Origin of the sequence: Auritidibacter ignavus (genome assembly GCF_029853775.1) — a bacterium.
GTDB lineage: Bacteria > Actinomycetota > Actinomycetes > Actinomycetales > Micrococcaceae > Auritidibacter > Auritidibacter ignavus.
On the sequence record NZ_CP122564.1, the window covers coordinates 532,086 to 549,688 of the forward strand.

Below are 17,603 nucleotides of genomic sequence, written 5' to 3' on the forward strand. Positions count from 1 at the left end.
ACCGGAAAGCCGGCACCGAAACGATCTGTTTCTTTGGGTGTCAGTGCCCCAGCGGCACCACCGTTGCGTGGGTCTACGGTAGAGGTATGGAGAATTTCATCTGGGATCCGAGCCAGTATGCTGTCTTCGCCGGGCACCGGGCCCGTCCCTTCTATGATCTCAGTGCTGCGATCTACGCCGATCAACCCCGCACCGTGGTGGATATGGGATGCGGGCCTGGGAACATGACCCGCACCCTGGCCCAACGGTGGCCGCAGGCGGAGGTCATTGGTCTGGATTCCTCCCGAGAAATGGTTCAAGAAGCTCGCCTCAGCCTTCAGGACGACCCACAGGCCCCCACGAACCTGCGGTTTGAGCACATCGAGGCCGAACAGTGGGAGCCCGATGCCTCGGTGGACGTGGTGGTCTCCAATGCCATGTTGCAGTGGATACCCAACCACCGGCAATTGATGGACCGCTGGTTGGGGCAGATGTCACCGGGTGCCTGGTTTGCGATGCAGGTCCCCGGCAATTATTCGGCACCCTCCCACAGGACGATTGCCGAGCTGGCGAATCGGCCCGAATATGCTGAAGCCTCCCAGCGGACCTACACCGGCGAATCGATCTACACCCCGCGAGAATACACGCACACGCTGATCCGTCGGGGATTCCGACCCAATGTGTGGGAGACGACTTATCACCAGGTACTGACCGGGGAAGAACCGGTCTACAACTGGGTAAAAGGTGCCGCCCTGCGTCCGGTGCTCCAAGGTCTTGCCGAGATTGATGAGCGCGACGGCTCCAATCTGCAAGCCGCATATCTGAGTGAATACCGAGAGCGGATGTTGCACGACTACCCGCCCTACACCAGCCCGGATGGCACCGTGGTCACCATCTTCCCGATGCGCCGGGTGTTCGTGGTAGGCCATAAAGAGCTGGACTACACCATCTAACCATCGGTATCGGCGGTACCGCTCGTCACCGGTTCAGCCCGGTCCTGGGCCGGGTTACCAGCCGCGTTGTTTCCACTCGTCCAAGTGCGGACGCTCCGCGCCCAGGGTGGTGTGATCGCCATGTCCAGGCAACACCACCGTGTCGTCGGGATAGCGATCAAACACTCGCGCGGTGACATCGGCAAACAGTTGCGCGAAGCGTTGGGGGTCCTGGTCCGTATTGCCCACACCCCCAGGGAAGAGCGAATCACCGCTGAAAATCACCGGCGACTCGTCGTCGTCCGCTCGATAGGCCAGGGCTACCGATCCCGGGGTGTGCCCGCGCAATCCAATCACATCCAGGCTGATCCCGTCGAACTGGGCGGTGTCACCGTGGTGGAGCACCACGGTCGGAGCCACGCCGGTAGCTTCTGCAATGGCCTCGGCATCGGCAGCACCGGCCGCGGTCGGCGCCCCGGTGGTCTCGGCCACCGCGGCCAGCGCCCGAATGTGATCCCAGTGCTGGTGGGTGGTAATAATGACCGCCACGTGCGGTTCACAGGGCGTATCGGCACGGGCGGATTCCAGTAGCTCGTCAATGGCCTCGGGGGAGTCGGCAGCATCGATAAGCACTTGCGTACCGGAACACTTGGAGGTCAGCAGGTAGACGTTATTGCGCATCTCGGAGACCCAGCGGCTGCGGATGGTGACCTGTGGCAGGTCCGCGATCACGCGAATCTCACCGGCTTCGGGGTGGTTGCTGGGCTGGGTCGAGGTATCGTGACTGGGCATAGCGCTCAGTTTAGGGTCTGGGTGGGCTGACTGTACAGGTCAGCACCGACGCGCTCAGGGCCGGATTAGCTGTCGGCAAACATACCGGCAGACCGGACTACCATAGAGCAGGTAGGCTTGTCGGCTCCGCGCTGTGTCACTGCCTGTGCCCTGGTAGCACAGCGGGAGAATTCCTGATCACGAGCTGCTCGCGATCTGACTGACAACGACCTGAGAACAACTGCGACCGTGTAAGTCGGAGAGGACCTAGACGATACCGTGACCACTACCTCGACCGGTTCAGAGAACTACTCGCTGGCCTCGGGACCCCACCCGGGACAGACCGTCGCTCACCATGATTCGGTCGAAGCCGACCGGATCATTGTGGCCGGCGCCCGTGAGCACAATCTGAAAAATGTCAGTATCGATATTCCTCGCAATGCTTTCGTGGTGTTTACCGGACTATCTGGCTCCGGTAAGTCGTCCTTGGCGTTTGACACCATCTTCGCCGAGGGCCAACGCCGGTACGTGGAATCACTGTCTGCCTATGCCCGGATGTTCTTGGGCCGTGTCGATAAGCCCCAGGTTGATTTTATTGAGGGACTCTCCCCGGCGGTATCGATCGACCAGAAATCCACTTCGAAGAACCCTCGGTCCACCGTGGGCACGATCACCGAAATCCACGACTATATGCGCCTGCTGTGGGCCCGGATCGGGACTCCGCACTGCCCGGAGTGCGGTGAGCCTGCCTCCCAGCAGACCCCGCAACAAATCGTCGATCAGTTGCTGGAATTACCGGAGAAAACCCGCTTCCAGATCCTGGCCCCGGTGGTGCGCGGCCGCAAGGGCGAATTCGCCGACCTCTTTGCCGAGCTCTCCCAGCAAGGCTTCTCCCGCGCCATCGTGGACGGAGAGCAGATCCAGCTGGCCGAGGCCACCAAGCTGCAGAAACAGTACAAGCACAATATCGCCGTGATCGTTGACCGGCTGGTGATCCGCGACGGTATCCGCACCCGACTGACCGACTCGGTCGAAACCGCCCTGAAACTTGCCGAGGGGATCTTGGTCGTCGATTTCGTCGACGTCAAAGCCGAGATCGACCCGGAGAAAAAGAACACCGCCGAATGGGTCGCCGAAGATGAGCAGGGCCGGGCCAAATATCGGTCGTTTTCCGAAAAGCTGTCCTGCCCCAACGGGCACGTGCAGACCATTGACGAAATCGAACCCCGCTCGTTCTCCTTCAATAGCCCCTTCGGCGCCTGCCCGACCTGTACCGGTATCGGCTCCCGGTTGCAGGTTGATCAGGACTTAGTGATCCCAGACCCGGATCTGAGCCTGGAAGAAGGCGCGATCGCACCCTGGCACATGGGTAAAGCCGCCTCCCAGTATTGGCAACGGCTGATGGCAGGTCTGGCCGATGAGCTGGGCTTTTCGATGACCACCCCGTGGAAAGAGTTGCCCGCCAAGGCCAAAAAAGCGCTGTTGCACGGCAATAATTACAAGGTCGAAGTGGCATACCGCAACCGGTGGGGTCGGGAACGGCGTTACACGTCCGGTTTCGAGGGCGTGGTGGACTACATTAAGCGCAAATACGCCGAAACCGAATCCGATCACGCCCGTGATCGGTATGAGTCCTATATGCGCCAGGTGGCCTGCCCGGATTGCCACGGTGCCCGGCTGAACCCCACTTCGCTGTCGGTGATGGTTGGGGGAAAATCAATCGCCGAGGTCTCGGCCATGCCCATGGAAGACACCATTGACTTCATGGAGAACTTGCAACTCAGTGACCGGGACGCCAAAATCGCCGACCAGGTGCTCAAAGAAATCAACGCCCGGTTGCACTTCTTGATCGATGTTGGTCTGGACTATCTGAACCTGGAACGCCCGGCAGCCACTCTCTCGGGTGGTGAAGCCCAGCGTATCCGGCTAGCCACCCAAATCGGATCCGGTCTGGTCGGGGTGCTCTACGTACTCGACGAGCCCTCGATCGGGCTCCACCAGCGCGATAACTCCCGCCTGATTGGCACATTATTGCGCCTGCGGGATTTGGGCAATACCTTGATCGTGGTCGAACATGATGAGGAAACCATTGAAGCTGCCGACTGGATTGTCGATATTGGCCCGGCTGCCGGACGGGCCGGGGGAGAGGTGGTCCACTCCGGTTCGCTCGAAGATCTCAAAAACAACACCCGCTCGATCACTGGCGACTATTTGGCTCATCGACGCACCATCGACGTTCCCGCGACCCGCCGACCGATTGACCGCCAGCGGATCGTCCGAGTGGTCGGCGCCCGCGAAAATAACCTCGATAACGTCACCGTCGACTTCCCCTTGGGAACTTTCATCGCGGTGACCGGTGTCTCCGGATCGGGGAAGTCCACCCTGGTCAATGAGGTCCTGTACAAGGTCATGGCCAATGAACTCAATAACGCGCGCCTGGTGCCGGGCCGGCATAAGAAAGTCACGGGTCTGGACCAGTTGGACAAGGTGGTCCACGTCGATCAGTCCCCGATCGGACGTACGCCTCGGTCCAACCCAGCTACCTATACCGGCGTCTTCGACGCGATCCGTAAGCTCTTCGCTGACACCCCCGAAGCAAAAGTGCGTGGCTATCAGCCCGGCCGATTCTCCTTCAATATCAAGGGTGGTCGCTGTGAGGCCTGCTCCGGTGATGGCACACTAAAGATCGAAATGAACTTCTTGCCGGATGTCTATGTGCCCTGCGAGGTCTGTCACGGAGCCCGGTATAACCGCGAAACTCTCGAGGTCCACTATAAGGGCAAAAATATTGCCGAAGTGCTGGATATGCCGATCGCTGAGGCCGCCGAGTTCTTCTCCGCCTACGGAAAGATCTCTCGTTATCTGAACACACTGGTCGATGTCGGCCTTGGCTACGTGAAGCTAGGCCAACCGGCGACCACACTATCCGGTGGTGAAGCTCAGCGGGTCAAACTCGCCACCGAACTGCAAAAACGCACGGCAGGGCGGGCGGTCTATGTGCTTGATGAACCGACCACTGGCCTGCACTTTGAAGATATCCGTAAGCTGTTGTTGGTGTTGACTCGGCTGGTTAATAAGGGCAATACCGTGATCACCATCGAACACAACCTGGACGTGGTGAAATCAGCCGACTGGATTATCGATATGGGACCCGAAGGCGGTTCCGGTGGTGGCCAGGTCGTCGCCACCGGAACCCCCGAACAGGTGGCCACCGTCCAGGGGTCCTATACCGGTCAATACCTGGCCCCGCTACTCCATGGCGCACAGGACTAACCACGTGGAGGATTCCCCGAGTCCCGAGTCCTATTGACAGATCACCCGAGGCCATGCCGAGTAGGTCCAGGTCCAGGACTCGTCATCGGTGTTGCCCTCAGGATCGGTACGCGAGCGTGTGACGTCCACGGTGAACCCCTGTCGGCCACCGGCTTCCGGAACACAGTTGGGTTCGCTCGAGGTGATGGTCTGCGAATTGGTGTAGTTATACGGCTCTGAGGTTGACATCGACACATCGTAGTAGTCGTTGCCCCACACGCGCACGTGAACTTTCTCATCGTCCAGCCACATTTCGACAATCACGGGAGCATCGGTGTCATTGAGCCAGCGGACGTTGATTTGGCCTTCCCAGAATGTCGATTCCCGGCCCTTAGGATAGCGGTCAAACCAGCGCGAGTGGGGACGGTGTTCTTTAATGTCCATCCCCGATAAGAAGCCAGCGTTATAGGCCATGGTCGCAATTTGCGAGACACCGCCACCGACCGCTTGCGCGGTCACACCCGACTGGACGACACCGGAAGAAACGTAACCGTTGGCTTCGGTCACCGGGCCCAGGGCCTCGGCCAGGTTGAATTCCTCGCCGGGCATCACCACGGTCCCGTTGACGCGTTCAGCACCCACCTCAAGGTTCGGCGTACGCGTGGGATCATCCGGATACGGCGTCGAAAACTCTGCGACCTCGTGGGTGACATCCCAGGCTTCAGCATCCTCTGTGGTCACCTCCGGATCCTGGGATTTGACCTCGACTTCGACACTGCGGGTCTGATCCTGCGCCAGGTCCTGCTCAATAGCGTCAGCGACTTCCTCACCCGCTATCCCGGTGCCGCTTTCTCCCGGGACTACCTCCGGACGAGCCGATCCAGCCTTTCCACTGAGCTTGACCGTCGCATCGGTAGCCGAGGAAGCGAACCCGTCCTCATTGGCCTCCAGCGATGCGACCAACGAGTCCTCGTCCAGTTCCAAAGACGGTGTCGCATCGCCGGTGCCCTCGCTCGATGACTCCTGCATCGACGCTGTCGAGCCCGTCGAGTCCGTTGATGCCTCAGATTCCTCGCTATCTTCCGAACTGTCTGCGGTGGCTGAAGGGCCCTGCATTCCGGTGTCCACCTGGGCTGCTTCCCCCAACTGCTCCGGGGTGAGCTCAGTGGAGGCCTCGCCGGCAGTGACCGTATAAGAGTCAGCGACGAGTGGTTCGGCGGTGTTTTCCACGAAGCTCTGCCAGGTGTCAGCGGAGATTTGAGGCTCCAGGGTCTCGCCCTGAACATGGATCTCCTCGGATTCCTGCAACCAGTTCTCCTCCACGTGACTTGCGAGCCCTTCGGCGGTGATTCCCACGCCCGACACGGGAGCCTGGTATGCCACGTCACCGGCGTTGAAGGTCACCGACCCTTCGACGGGTTCCTGGCTCATCTGCTCGGAAAGACCGCGCAGCGCCTCGGTGGCCTGAGATTCATCGATCGTCGTCTCCGCCTCACGGTGGCCTTCACCGGTGAGGCGTTGCCACAACACCACCGGGGAGAAATTCAGGCCACGATACTCCTGCAGTACACCGTCGACGTCGTAGTCCAAGCCAATCTCTTCGGGCACCACGGTGGCGGTCACATCGTCCTGAGTCGCATCGTCTACTGTGGGGGTTTCGTCCCCCGTGGCACTGTCCTGGGACTGGATGTCTCCCACCAGGGTCAACTCACGAGAGGCTCGTTCGTCCAACTCGTCCTCGACCTTCTGCTGGGCTTGGTCAACATTCATGCCCGACACATCGATTCCCTCGACGGTGAAGTTCGCTGGTAGGCGATCCTCAAAAGCCATGGCAGTGCCGACATAGACGCCCACGCCCAACACGACGATGCCACCGCCCAGCACCCATGGCCAGATGCGTCGTGAGCGAGGGGACTCGGTGGCAGAGCCGGCCGAATCGTGATGGGCAGCGGGATGATCGTGTTCAATGGGCATACTGTGTGATTCCAGAAAATTCTGTGCACTCTGAGTGCACATATGGTGATCGATGGGAGCAGTCGGAGCCTGTACAGGCTGGCAACACCTAAGGATTGTACCGAGGAAAATCGCTTCCGCACACTGCAACGATGCGTGTGTTGGGATCGTAGTGACCCGACGGTAGCGCTCCGTAAGGTGAGCTGATCACGCAACGGTGCTGGTGCTGCTGGTCAACGGGTATAATCGTGCTGTCCACCGGCTGAGATCATGCTGGGTAGCAATTTCGGTTGTCATCACTACCACCATCATTTGTGAGGAGCTTCATGCGATTGCGCGAACGAAATCCGGTGCGGATCGGATTTCGTGGCCTCGTGAAGGTCACGTGTCGCCCTGACATTTCGGGGTTGGACCACATTCCCGACACCGGAGGGTTCATCGTCGCCTCCAATCATCTGTCATTCTTTGACTCGGTGTTGCTACAAAGTATGCTCCCGCGTCTGGTGCGGTTTTTCGCCAAAGCCGAATACTTCACCGCACCGGGGATCAAAGGCAAGCTCCAGAAGAGTTTCTTCGAATCGGTCGGATCTATTCCGGTGGATCGTGGACAAAAAGCCGCCTCAGTGGCTGCCCTGGATCGGCTGGTGGAATTCCTGGACAACGGTGAAGGCGTGGGCATCTACCCCGAAGGCACTCGCTCCCGCGATGGCCGACTCTACCGTGGTAAGACCGGGGTCGGCTGGTTGGCCTTGACCACCGGCGCACCGGTCATTCCGGTGGGACTGACTGGAACCGACCGTCTGCAACCTCCGGGACGTAACTTGATCGTGCCCCATAAATTCGGGCTTACGGTGGGAGAGCCCCTGCAGTTTGAAAAAATTGGCCCGAAGCACAAGCCCAAGCTTCGCCGCCAGATCACCGATGAGATTATGGACGCGATCGCTCAGTTAACCGGCCAAGAACGTGTGGATTCCTATAATTCCGCCGCCTCGGCCGAGCAGGATACGGAGAACTGATCAGCTGTGGCTGATCCCGCAACCTATCGACCACGTACCGGGGATATTCCCACCGACCCCGGGGTCTACCGGTTCAAAGACGCCACCGGCCGGATTATCTATGTGGGCAAAGCAAAAAACCTCCGGAACCGGCTGACGTCCTATTTCGCCTCGCCGCACCAACTGAGCCCGAAAACCCGAGCCATGGTCACCTCTGCCAGCGGTGTGGAATGGACCATTGTCGCCAGTGAGCAAGAGGCGATCCAGTTGGAATACACCTGGATCAAACAGTTCACCCCGCGCTATAACATTATGTACCGCGACGATAAGTCGTATCCGTATCTGGCAGTGACCATCAATGAGCGCTTCCCGCGGGTGATGGTGATGCGGGGAGATAAACGTCCCGGTGTGAAGTACTTTGGTCCCTTCCACCCGGTCAAAGCTATTCGTGAAACCATGGACCTGTTGTTGCGTGTCTTCCCGGTCCGCACCTGCTCGGCCGGAGTATTTCGCCGGGCCGAACTGTCCGGTCGACCGTGTCTGATGGGATACATCGACAAGTGCTCCGCCCCTTGTGTGGGCAATATTTCCGAAGCCGACCATCGCCAACTTGCCCACGACTTCATCAGTTTTATGAACGGCAACATCCGGCCTTACGTCAGGGAACTCGAGACCAAAATGGCCGAGGCCGTGGCCGAGTTGCGCTACGAGGATGCCGCCCGCTATCGCGACGACATTGCCGCGTTGAACAAAGTCTTTGAACGCAACGCGGTGGTGCTACCCGAAAATACCCAAGCCGATATTTTTGCCTTCGCCGATGACGAGCTAGAAGCCGCTTTCCAGGTCTTCCACATTCGCGACGGCCGGATTCGTGGTCAGCGTGGCTGGGTGGTGGAAAAGGTCGAAGACGTCTCCGAACAAGATCTGATCGAACAACTCCTTCAGCAAGTCTATGGCCAGCTCGATGATCAAGACCGCATCCCTGCCGAGGTCTTGGTCCCGGTCTTGCCCGGCGAGGTGTCGGGTTTAGAATCCTGGCTTGAAGAGCGTCGTGGCGCCCACGTGAATTTGCGGGTCCCGCAGCGAGGCGCCAAAAAGGATCTGATGCATACCGTCAAAGACAACGCCGTGGAGGCCCTACGGTTGCACAAATCTCGTCGCTCCGGAGATATTACCGCCCGATCAGCGGCCCTGAAAGAACTCCAGCAAGCTCTGGGCCTGCATGAACCGCTGTTGCGGATCGAATGCTACGACATCTCCCACACCCAGGGCACCAATGTAGTTGGGTCCATGGTGGTATTTGAAGATGGTCTGCCAAAAAAACGCGACTATCGCCTGTTTAACGTCACCGGCGAAGCCGCCCGGGACGACACCCGAGCCATGGACGATGTGCTCACCCGCAGGTTCAAGAAGTATCTGCAGGAACAAGCTAACACCCCTGAGCCTTTCTCGGGGCAACTGGATCCAGCTGAGCTGGCCGCCGAGGACGATCAGGACCGTCAACGCTTCTCCTATCCGCCCTCTCTGGTGGTCGTTGATGGGGGACCGGCGCAGGTCGCGTCGGCCGCCCAGGCGCTGGCCGACCTTGGGATCGACGATATTCCAGTGGTCGGTTTGGCCAAGCGCCTCGAAGAGCTGTGGGTCCCCGGTGATGACTTCCCGTTGGTGCTACCACGCAGCTCAGAGGGGCTCTACCTGTTGCAACGGCTACGCGATGAGTCCCACCGGTTCGCGATCACCGCCCACCGCAAACGTCGCGCCAAGGCCATGACCCACTCCGCTCTCGACGACATTGCTGGACTGGGCCCGGCCAAACGCAAAGCGCTGTTGGCCGAATTTGGGTCTGTCAAAAAGATCACCGCCGCCACTGTGGACCAACTCCAAAATGCCCAAGGGATCGGGCCGGCGCTGGCTGAGACGATTTATACGGCCCTACACCCGGACAAGACGCAGCAAGCCGAAGGTTCCCAGGACTCCTGAGCAGCTGAGACTCTTGCGCAGATTAACCGTCGTGCTCCCGGCGATCTTCGGGCGCGAAGTGAGTAGTCTTAACGGCATGACGACACCCGTGGAACCCTCCGAGCTGGAACCTGTCAAACCACCCCGCACCGAGGTCCTGATCATTACCGGAATGTCCGGTGCCGGACGGACTACCGCCGCCCACGCCTTAGAAGACCAGGGCTGGTATGTGGTCGATAATTTGCCACCGCAACTGTTCGTGACCATGTCACAGCTGATCTCCAAGACCACCGAAAGCACGGGTCTCAAGCTCGCCCTCGTGGTTGATGTGCGAAGCAAAGAATTTTTCACCTCGGTCCAGGAAGCCATGCACCAGTTGCGGGTCGATGGCACCGAGCTGCGGGTGCTGTTCCTTGACGCTGATGACGCGGTCCTGGTCCGGCGTTTCGAATCCGGACGTCGCCCGCACCCGTTGCAGGGCGATGGTCGCATTAATGACGGGATCGGTCGCGAACGAGAACTGCTCGAAGATCTTCGCGACCAGGCCGAGCTCATCCTCGACACCTCGAAGATGAATGTCCACGACCTCACCAAGGCCACCCGGGACCTGTTTTCAGATCAGGGCCCGATCGTGCTGCGCATCAATGTCCTGAGCTTCGGTTTCAAGTATGGGGTGCCTCAAGACGCCAATTTCTTAGCCGACGTGCGCTTCATCCCCAACCCGCACTGGGTGCCCGAGCTGCGCCCGTTGACCGGACTCGATGAGCCCGTGTCAGAATTCGTGCTTGCCAAGCCCGGAGTGAATATTTTTCTGGATCACTACGTCCAAGCCCTGCACCCGGTGATGGAGGGCTACCGGGCCGAAAATAAGCACTATGCCACCCTGGCCATCGGGTGCACCGGTGGTAAGCACCGCTCGGTGGCGATTGCCGAAGAACTGGGGCGTCGCTTACGACAACAGCCCGGGCTGAAAGTCACCATTTCCCACCGAGATCGGGGCCGAGAATGAGCGTGCATTACACCGGTCAGCTACCGCTGACCCCCTCCCGTTCTAATGCGGCCCGTAAATCCGGGCACCATGCTCCCGCGCTGAAAGTCACCGCACTGGGTGGTGGCCACGGACTGTACTCGACTCTGTCAGCGTTGCGACTCATCGCCGGTGAACTCACCGCCGTGGTGACCGTGGCCGATGACGGCGGTTCCTCTGGCGCGATCCGCCAAGAACTCGACGTGATCCCTCCCGGGGACCTCCGGATGGCTCTGGCCGCGCTGTGTGATGACACCGACTGGGGGAGAACGTGGCGCGATACGATGCAACACCGTTTCATAACTCAACGCGCCGATGGCACTCCGGGGACCCTGAACAACCACGCGCTGGGCAACCTGTTGATCGTGGCTCTGGGCGAGTTACTGGGCGATTCGGTCGCCGGACTGCAATGGGCCGGAGCCCTGTTGGGAGCCCGCGGCACGGTGCTGCCGATGTCCCGGGTCCCGCTGACCATCTCCGGTACGGTGCTCTCGGGCAACGATCAGGGAGAACTGATCCGGGAAACCATCACCGGTCAGGCTGAGTTGGCCCGCGCCGCTGCCGCCGGCTCGGTGGTCTCGATCCGTCTCGACCCGGACACCGCCTCGGCCACCCCCGAAGCGCTAGAAGCCATCGATCTTTCCGACTGGGTTGTGCTGGGTCCCGGGTCCTGGTTCACCTCAGTCTTGCCCCACTTGCTGTTACCCCAGCTGCGCAACGCGCTGATCCAAACCACCGCACAACGCGCCCTGGTGATGAACCTGCAACCCAATACCACCGAGACCAACAACATGTGCGCCGCCGACCACCTGGAGGTGCTCCATCAGTACGCTCCCCAACTGCGTTTTGACGCGATCATTGTCGATCACTCCGTGGTCGATGATACCGACCGCGACCAGTTTGAGCAGACAGCAGAAAAACTTGGTGCTGAAGCAGTTTTTAGTAGGGTATTGGACGATCAGCGCGATGGGGTCCACGATCCACTGAAACTGGCGGTGGCTTTCGACGAGATCTTTTCGCGGTTCTCATGATTGCTCGCCAGTTGCGTCACACCTGGTGGCGCGGAAACACTCGGTAAAACACTCGGGCCATCTTGCCGATGTGCCGTTGTCGAAAGAGGGTATTGCATGGCACTGACAGCCGCTGTGAAGCAAGAGCTGTGCCAGATTCCGGTCACCACCTCCTCGGAGCGCGCCGCTGAGGCCGTGGCCATGTTGCGTTTCGCCGGTGGTATCCACCTCATCTCCGGTCGCATCGTGGTCGAGACCGAACTCGACCACCACGAAGCGGCCCAGCGTCTGTGCCAGACGATCCAAGGGCTCTACGGCCACCAAACCGAAGTGATCCGCGTCTCCGGCCAAAATTTGCGCCACGGGGACCGCTATGTGATCCGTGTGTTGGCCGGTGGAGCCGAACTGGCCCGCCAGACCGGTTTGGTCGACCCCCGCGGACGTCCGGTTCGTGGCATGCCACCGGCGATCGTCAACGGCTCCACGGCCGATGCCGCCGCTACCTGGCGCGGGGCCTTCCTGGCCCATGGTTCCCTGACCGAGCCGGGCCGTTCTTCCGCCCTGGAGGTCACCGCACCCGGACCCGAGGCTGCTCTGGCCATGGTCGGTGCTGCCCGTCGGTTGGGCGTGATGGCCAAGGCGCGCGAAGTACGCCAATCCGATCGAGTCGTGATTCGCGATGGAGATGCCATTGCCGACCTGCTCACTGCCATGGGGGCCACTGGAACCGTTAAAGTCTGGCAAGAGCGCCGTACCCGCAAAGAAGTTCGGGCCTCTGCCAACCGGCTGGCGAACTTCGACGACGCGAACCTCCGTCGCTCCGCCCAGGCCGCCGTGGCCGCCGGCGCCCGGGTCGCTCGCGCCCTGGAGATCCTGGAAGACGATGTGCCCGAGCACCTGGAATACGCCGGCAGGCTCCGCATCGAGCACCAGCATGCCTCCCTGGATGAACTGGGGCGACTGGCCGAACCGCAGATGACCAAAGACGCCATCGCCGGCCGTATTCGCCGGTTATTGGCCATGGCCGATAAGCGTGCCGCCGAGGAAAACATTCCCAATACCCACGACGCCGTGCCTGAAGAATTACGCGAAGATGACTAAACTCTCGCCCTGAGCTGATCCGAGTCAGTGTGCTCTTGATCGCTACCGGGTCACGTTGTCTAGGATGAGAATCAACGGGCGTGGCCTTGAAGACGCGTCCCGTCGCTGTTCGCCGGAGCGATCACGACAGCTTATGGTCGACACACCGCACCGGCTGACAGAACTGATCAAAAACCCTGCCCTGCGTGCGTGGCCCCACCGCCAGACGCCATCGTGGGGGATGTATGAGGAGGAAACGTGGAAAAGTACGTTCTGCCCGACCTAGACTACGATTTCGCAGCCCTGGAGCCCCATATCTCCGGCCGCATCATGGAGCTTCACCACGATAAGCACCACAATACCTACGTAAAAGGCGCCAACACCGCGCTGGAAAAGCTGGAGGCAGCTCGCGAAGCCGGTGACTTCTCCGCGATTAACCAGCTCTCCAAGGATCTGGCCTTCAACCTGGGTGGTCACACCAACCACTCCATCTTCTGGAAGAACCTCTCCCCAAACGGTGGCGACAAGCCCACCGGCGAGTTGGCTGCCGCCATCGACGAGTACTTCGGTTCCTTCGATTCCTTCCGCGACCACTTCACCGCAGCTGCTCTGGGTATCCAGGGTTCGGGCTGGGCGATCCTGGCTTACGAGCCGATCGGTGGCAACCTGGTCATCGAGCAGTTCTACGATCAGCAGAACGGTGTCCCCGTGGCGACCATCCCGCTGTTCCAGCTGGACATGTGGGAGCACGCCTTCTACCTGGACTACCAGAACGTCAAGGCCGATTACGTTAAGGCCATTTGGAACATCGTCAACTGGGAAGATGTTCAGCGGCGCTTTGAGGTAGCACGCTCCCAGGCATCCGGTCTGGTCACCCCGTAACCATCGCGTTGTCGTAGCGTGAACCATGCTTCGGGGGCACCTTGCACCTAGCAGGGTGCCCCCGGTGCTGTTTAGACTGGACAACGGGAGGCCGGCGTAGCATCTCGACCTCGCTACCATGCTTACGGCAACACAGTCTTTTGCGAAAGGCAGGCTTGACCTGACATGACAAAAATCGCCATCAATGGTTTCGGACGTATTGGACGTAACGCGTTACGGGTTATCGAATCTCGCCACCCCGATCTTGAATTGGTGGCCGTCAACGATCTGACCAAACCCGAAGACCTGCTTTTCCTGACCAAATACGACACGGTGCTGGGTAACTACCCACACGAGATCAGCTACGACGGCGGCAATATCATCGCCAACGGCCAAACGATCCGCGTGTTCCAGGAAAAGGACCCGAACAACCTGCCCTGGGGCGAGCTTGGTGTCGATGTCGTGATTGAATCCACCGGTAAGTTCCGGGATCGCCAGGCCGCTAGCGCCCACCTCAACGCCGGAGCCAAGAAGGTCGTGCTCTCTGCCCCCGGAAAAGGCGTTGATGGCACCTTCGTGGTCGGTGTCAACGATCAGAACCTCACCGAAGAGATGACGATCATCTCCGCTGCCTCCTGCACGACCAACTGTTTGGCCCCAATGGCCAAGACCCTGCACGATAGCTTCGGCATCGTCGACGGCATTATGACCACCATCCACGCCTATACCGGCGATCAGCAGCTGGTCGATGCCCCGCACAAGGATCAGCGTCGCGCTCGGGCCGCGGCCCAAAACATGATCCCGACCTCCACCGGGGCCGCCAAAGCCATCGGCGAAGTGATCCCGGATCTGAAGGGCAAGCTCGATGGTTTCGCAATGCGCGTGCCGGTGATCACCGGCTCTGCCACCGACCTGACCGTCGAGCTCGACCATGAGGTGTCCATCGAGGAGGTCAACGAAGCCTTCAAAAAGGCCTCCGAAACCCCCGAGCTCTCCGGACGCCTGGTGTACTCTACCGACCCGCTGGTCTCGGCTGACATCGCAACCACCCCCGCAGCTTGCACCTATGACGCCCCGCTGACCAAGTCCATTGGTCGCGTGGTGAAGGTTATTGGGTGGTACGACAACGAGTACGGTTACACCTGCCAAATGCTTGACCTCGTCGAGCGTGCCGCCGACACTCTCTAACCCCTGGAACTCGGCTCTGACACCATCATCAGCCCCCTGGATCACCAGACGTTCGGCCCGGGCGAGTCCACTGCTCGGTGGACCGCTCGGGCCGGTGTATGCTCCTGAATATCGCCGTTTGAAAGGTCTCCTCCTATGCCTGCACAAAACCTCAACGACTTGCTTGAGCAGGGAGTCAGCTCCCGCTACGTCTTGGTTCGGTCTGATCTGAACGTGCCTCTGGATTCCGGAACCGTCACGGACGACGGTCGGATCCGCGCCTCATTGCCGGTTTTGGAAAAGCTCGCCACAGCAGGAGCCAAGGTGATCGTCATGGCTCACCTGGGACGCCCCAAGGGTGAGGCCAACCCCGAATTTTCCCTGGCCCCCGTGGCTACCCGGCTGGCTGAACTCACCACGATCGCGGTCCAGCGTGCCACCGATTTGACCGGTGAAGATGCTCGTTCCAAGGCCGATGCGCTGGCCGACGGATCGATCCTGTTGCTGGAAAATGTCCGCTTCGATCCCCGCGAAACCTCCAAAGATGACAGCGAACGGGCTGAGTTGGCAGCTGAACTGGCAAGTTTGGTCGGCGACACTGGGGTTTATGTTAACGACGCCTTCGGCGCGGTGCACCGCAAGCACGCCTCTGTCTTCGATATCGCCCGGCACCTTCCGGCCTACCAGGGTGACCTGGTCGCTACCGAGTTGCAGGTACTCGACCAGCTGATCACCGAACCGGCTCGCCCCTACGTAGTGGCCCTGGGTGGATCTAAAGTCTCCGATAAGCTTGCGGTCATCGATAACTTGCTCGACAAAGCCGACACGCTACTGATCGGCGGGGGAATGGTTTTCACCTTCCTCGCCGCGCAGGGGCATCAGGTCGGCTCCTCACTACTCGAAGAAGACCAGATCGATACCGTGGCCGAATACCTGAAGCGCTCCGGCCAAGGTGGCGCGGCCACCATCGTGTTGCCGACCGATATCGTGATGGCCGAAACGTTCGGTGCTGACGCCGGGCATGAAGTTCGCCCCGTCGATGGTCTGGCAACTGGTACCTATGGAGAGTCGGCCATGGGCCTCGATATCGGGCCCGACTCGGCAGCCCATTACGCCCAGACCATCCGCGCAGCTCACACCGTCTTCTGGAACGGCCCGATGGGTGTCTTCGAGCTACCCGCCTTCGCGGCCGGCACCAAGGCCGTAGCCGAAGCTCTCACCGCGGTTGATGGACTCTGCGTGGTTGGCGGTGGCGATTCAGCAGCTGCCGTGCGCAATCTGGGCTTCGGTGACGACCAGTTCGGCCATATCTCCACCGGAGGCGGGGCCTCCCTGGAATATTTGGAAGGACGCGAGCTACCCGGTGTGCAGGCCCTGCAGAACTAAGACAGGCTCTGTAGCACGTGCAACCCGACCGTTGGCACGGCGTAGCTCGTCGAGCCTTTGCTGACCGGACCCGAGAAGATGAAGGACTGATCTGTGCATGACCTCCACAACTAACGGAGTCTATGACCGCACCCCGCTGATGGCCGGTAACTGGAAGATGAACCTCGACCACCAGCAGGCCGTCACGCTGGTGCAAAAGCTTTGCTGGACCCTCAACGATGCCGATCATGATTTCGACGCCATTGAGGTCGCGGTTTTCCCGCCCTTCACGGATCTCCGCAGTGTGCAGACCCTGATCCGCGGTGATAAGCTCCCGGTCTCTCTGGGAGCCCAGGATCTCTCCCCACACGCCTCCGGAGCCTACACCGGTGATATCTCGGGCCAGTTCCTCGCTAAACTCGACTGCCGGTACGTGCTCGTCGGCCACTCCGAGCGTCGTAGCGTCCACCAGGAATCCGATGAGATCGTGGCCGCCAAAGTCCAGGCCGCCTTCACGCACGGGCTCGTGCCGATCCTCTGTGTCGGCGAGGACCTCCAGGTGCGTGAAGACCATCGCCATCTCGAGCACACCCTGGGCCAGGTCCGCGCCGGGATCGCCAAAGTACCCACCCAGCACGTGCAAGGCCTGGTTATTGCCTACGAGCCGGTCTGGGCAATCGGCACTGGCGAAGTCGCTGGCCCTGAGGACGCTCAAGAAATGGCCTCAGCGATCCGTGAGTTACTGAGTCAAGACCACGGGCCCGAGGTGGCCCGCTCGGTACGAATCCTTTACGGCGGTTCGGTGAAGGCCGCTAATGTGGCCAGCATCATGCGCGAGAAAGACGTCGATGGTGCCCTGGTCGGTGGGGCCAGTCTCGACGAAGCCGAATTTGCTAGTATTGTTAGGTTCGAGCATCATTTGTTGACCGACTAGCTGGCCGTCACCCACGGCGTAAAGGAAGAATCTTTTCGTGGAAATTTTACAGATTGTCCTGCAGATCCTTTTGGTGATCATCAGTGTGTCCATGGTGCTGTTGATCCTATTGCACAAGGGCCGCGGGGGCGGTATGTCCGATATGTTTGGTGGTGGCGTAACCTCCGGACTCAGCTCTTCGGGCGTTGCTCAGCGCAACCTCACTCGCCTGACCGTCTTCCTCGGCGTGCTGTGGGGTGCGATCATCATCGTCCTGGCGCTGTTGCCCCAGTTCATGCGCGAATTCTGATCCCTGCCAGTTTTGTCTCAGCCCGGTCC

The 17,603-nt window shown here is 60.2% G+C and carries 14 protein-coding genes; 12 read left to right on the plus strand and 2 right to left on the minus strand.

Annotation, left to right across the window (positions count from 1 at the left end; genetic code table 11):
* The first annotated feature begins 86 nt into the window (after positions 1-86).
* Positions 87-932: a methyltransferase domain-containing protein gene (locus QDX22_RS02360; protein ID WP_110098281.1), complete on the plus strand. Its 846-nt coding sequence runs from the start codon at positions 87-89 to the stop codon at positions 930-932.
* A 54-nt stretch (positions 933-986) separates the two neighbouring features.
* Here QDX22_RS02360 and QDX22_RS02365 read toward each other — a convergent pair whose 3' ends face one another.
* Positions 987-1,703 (minus strand): MBL fold metallo-hydrolase, encoded by a 717-nt coding sequence (locus QDX22_RS02365; RefSeq protein ID WP_110098282.1) that lies wholly within the window; start codon positions 1,701-1,703, stop codon positions 987-989.
* A 294-nt stretch (positions 1,704-1,997) separates the two neighbouring features.
* On the opposite strand from QDX22_RS02365, the gene uvrA reads away from it, so the two are divergent.
* Positions 1,998-4,955: an excinuclease ABC subunit UvrA gene (gene uvrA, locus QDX22_RS02370; protein ID WP_110101078.1), complete on the plus strand. Its 2,958-nt coding sequence runs from the start codon at positions 1,998-2,000 to the stop codon at positions 4,953-4,955.
* Positions 4,956-4,985: 30 nt separating this feature from the next.
* On the opposite strand, the gene QDX22_RS02375 is transcribed toward uvrA, so the two are convergent.
* Entirely contained in the window at positions 4,986-6,908 is a 1,923-nt protein-coding gene (locus QDX22_RS02375; RefSeq protein ID WP_168186069.1) for a VanW family protein, read from the minus strand.
* Positions 6,909-7,213: 305 nt separating this feature from the next.
* Here QDX22_RS02375 and QDX22_RS02380 point away from each other — a divergent pair, with 305 nt between their 5' ends.
* The 10 genes from QDX22_RS02380 to secG all read left to right on the plus strand — a co-directional run bounded on the left by QDX22_RS02380 (position 7,214) and on the right by secG (position 17,574).
* The gene (locus tag QDX22_RS02380) at positions 7,214-7,903 is read left to right on the plus strand and encodes a lysophospholipid acyltransferase family protein (protein WP_110098285.1); all 690 of its coding nucleotides are present in this window, start codon (positions 7,214-7,216) and stop codon (positions 7,901-7,903) included.
* Positions 7,904-7,909: 6 nt separating this feature from the next.
* Positions 7,910-9,862 (plus strand): excinuclease ABC subunit UvrC, encoded by a 1,953-nt coding sequence (gene uvrC / locus QDX22_RS02385; RefSeq protein ID WP_110110111.1) that lies wholly within the window; start codon positions 7,910-7,912, stop codon positions 9,860-9,862.
* A gap of 76 nt (positions 9,863-9,938) precedes the next feature.
* Positions 9,939-10,850 (plus strand): RNase adapter RapZ, encoded by a 912-nt coding sequence (rapZ, locus tag QDX22_RS02390; RefSeq protein ID WP_110098287.1) that lies wholly within the window; start codon positions 9,939-9,941, stop codon positions 10,848-10,850.
* A complete protein-coding gene (locus QDX22_RS02395) occupies positions 10,847-11,899 on the plus strand; it encodes a gluconeogenesis factor YvcK family protein (protein ID WP_279717956.1) in 1,053 nt (350 codons plus the stop codon). Before rapZ ends, QDX22_RS02395 begins: the two co-directional genes overlap by 4 nt.
* Positions 11,900-11,995: 96 nt before the next feature.
* Positions 11,996-12,979: a DNA-binding protein WhiA gene (gene whiA / locus QDX22_RS02400; protein WP_122549064.1), complete on the plus strand. Its 984-nt coding sequence runs from the start codon at positions 11,996-11,998 to the stop codon at positions 12,977-12,979.
* A 237-nt stretch (positions 12,980-13,216) separates the two neighbouring features.
* The gene (locus QDX22_RS02405) at positions 13,217-13,840 is read left to right on the plus strand and encodes a superoxide dismutase (protein ID WP_110110112.1); all 624 of its coding nucleotides are present in this window, start codon (positions 13,217-13,219) and stop codon (positions 13,838-13,840) included.
* Positions 13,841-14,005: 165 nt separating this feature from the next.
* Positions 14,006-15,007, plus strand: a complete 1,002-nt coding sequence (gap, locus tag QDX22_RS02410; RefSeq protein ID WP_279717957.1) for a type I glyceraldehyde-3-phosphate dehydrogenase — start codon at positions 14,006-14,008, stop codon at positions 15,005-15,007.
* 135 nt (positions 15,008-15,142) lie between these two features.
* Positions 15,143-16,372, plus strand: a complete 1,230-nt coding sequence (locus QDX22_RS02415) for a phosphoglycerate kinase (RefSeq protein ID WP_122549066.1) — start codon at positions 15,143-15,145, stop codon at positions 16,370-16,372.
* 97 nt (positions 16,373-16,469) lie between these two features.
* Positions 16,470-17,285, plus strand: coding sequence for a triose-phosphate isomerase (gene tpiA / locus QDX22_RS02420; RefSeq protein ID WP_279717958.1), 816 nt, complete (start codon positions 16,470-16,472; stop codon positions 17,283-17,285).
* A gap of 37 nt (positions 17,286-17,322) precedes the next feature.
* On the plus strand, positions 17,323-17,574 hold the full coding sequence (gene secG / locus QDX22_RS02425; protein WP_110098294.1) for a preprotein translocase subunit SecG: 252 nt from the start codon (positions 17,323-17,325) through the stop codon (positions 17,572-17,574).
* Positions 17,575-17,603: the final 29 nt, after the last annotated feature.

Excerpts from the sequence above, each read along its gene's own strand:
- QDX22_RS02380 (WP_110098285.1), top strand. The coding sequence starts at position 7,214 with ATGCGATTGCGCGAACGAAATCCGGTGCGGATCGGATTTCGTGGCCTC.
- QDX22_RS02375 (WP_168186069.1), bottom strand. The coding sequence starts at position 6,908 with ATGCCCATTGAACACGATCATCCCGCTGCCCATCACGATTCGGCCGGC.
- rapZ (WP_110098287.1), top strand. The coding sequence starts at position 9,939 with ATGACGACACCCGTGGAACCCTCCGAGCTGGAACCTGTCAAACCACCC.
- QDX22_RS02415 (WP_122549066.1), top strand. The coding sequence starts at position 15,143 with ATGCCTGCACAAAACCTCAACGACTTGCTTGAGCAGGGAGTCAGCTCC.
- QDX22_RS02365 (WP_110098282.1), bottom strand. The coding sequence starts at position 1,703 with ATGCCCAGTCACGATACCTCGACCCAGCCCAGCAACCACCCCGAAGCC.
- gap (WP_279717957.1), top strand. The coding sequence starts at position 14,006 with ATGACAAAAATCGCCATCAATGGTTTCGGACGTATTGGACGTAACGCG.
- tpiA (WP_279717958.1), top strand. The coding sequence starts at position 16,470 with ATGACCTCCACAACTAACGGAGTCTATGACCGCACCCCGCTGATGGCC.
- QDX22_RS02360 (WP_110098281.1), top strand. The coding sequence starts at position 87 with ATGGAGAATTTCATCTGGGATCCGAGCCAGTATGCTGTCTTCGCCGGG.
- QDX22_RS02395 (WP_279717956.1), top strand. The coding sequence starts at position 10,847 with ATGAGCGTGCATTACACCGGTCAGCTACCGCTGACCCCCTCCCGTTCT.
- whiA (WP_122549064.1), top strand. The coding sequence starts at position 11,996 with ATGGCACTGACAGCCGCTGTGAAGCAAGAGCTGTGCCAGATTCCGGTC.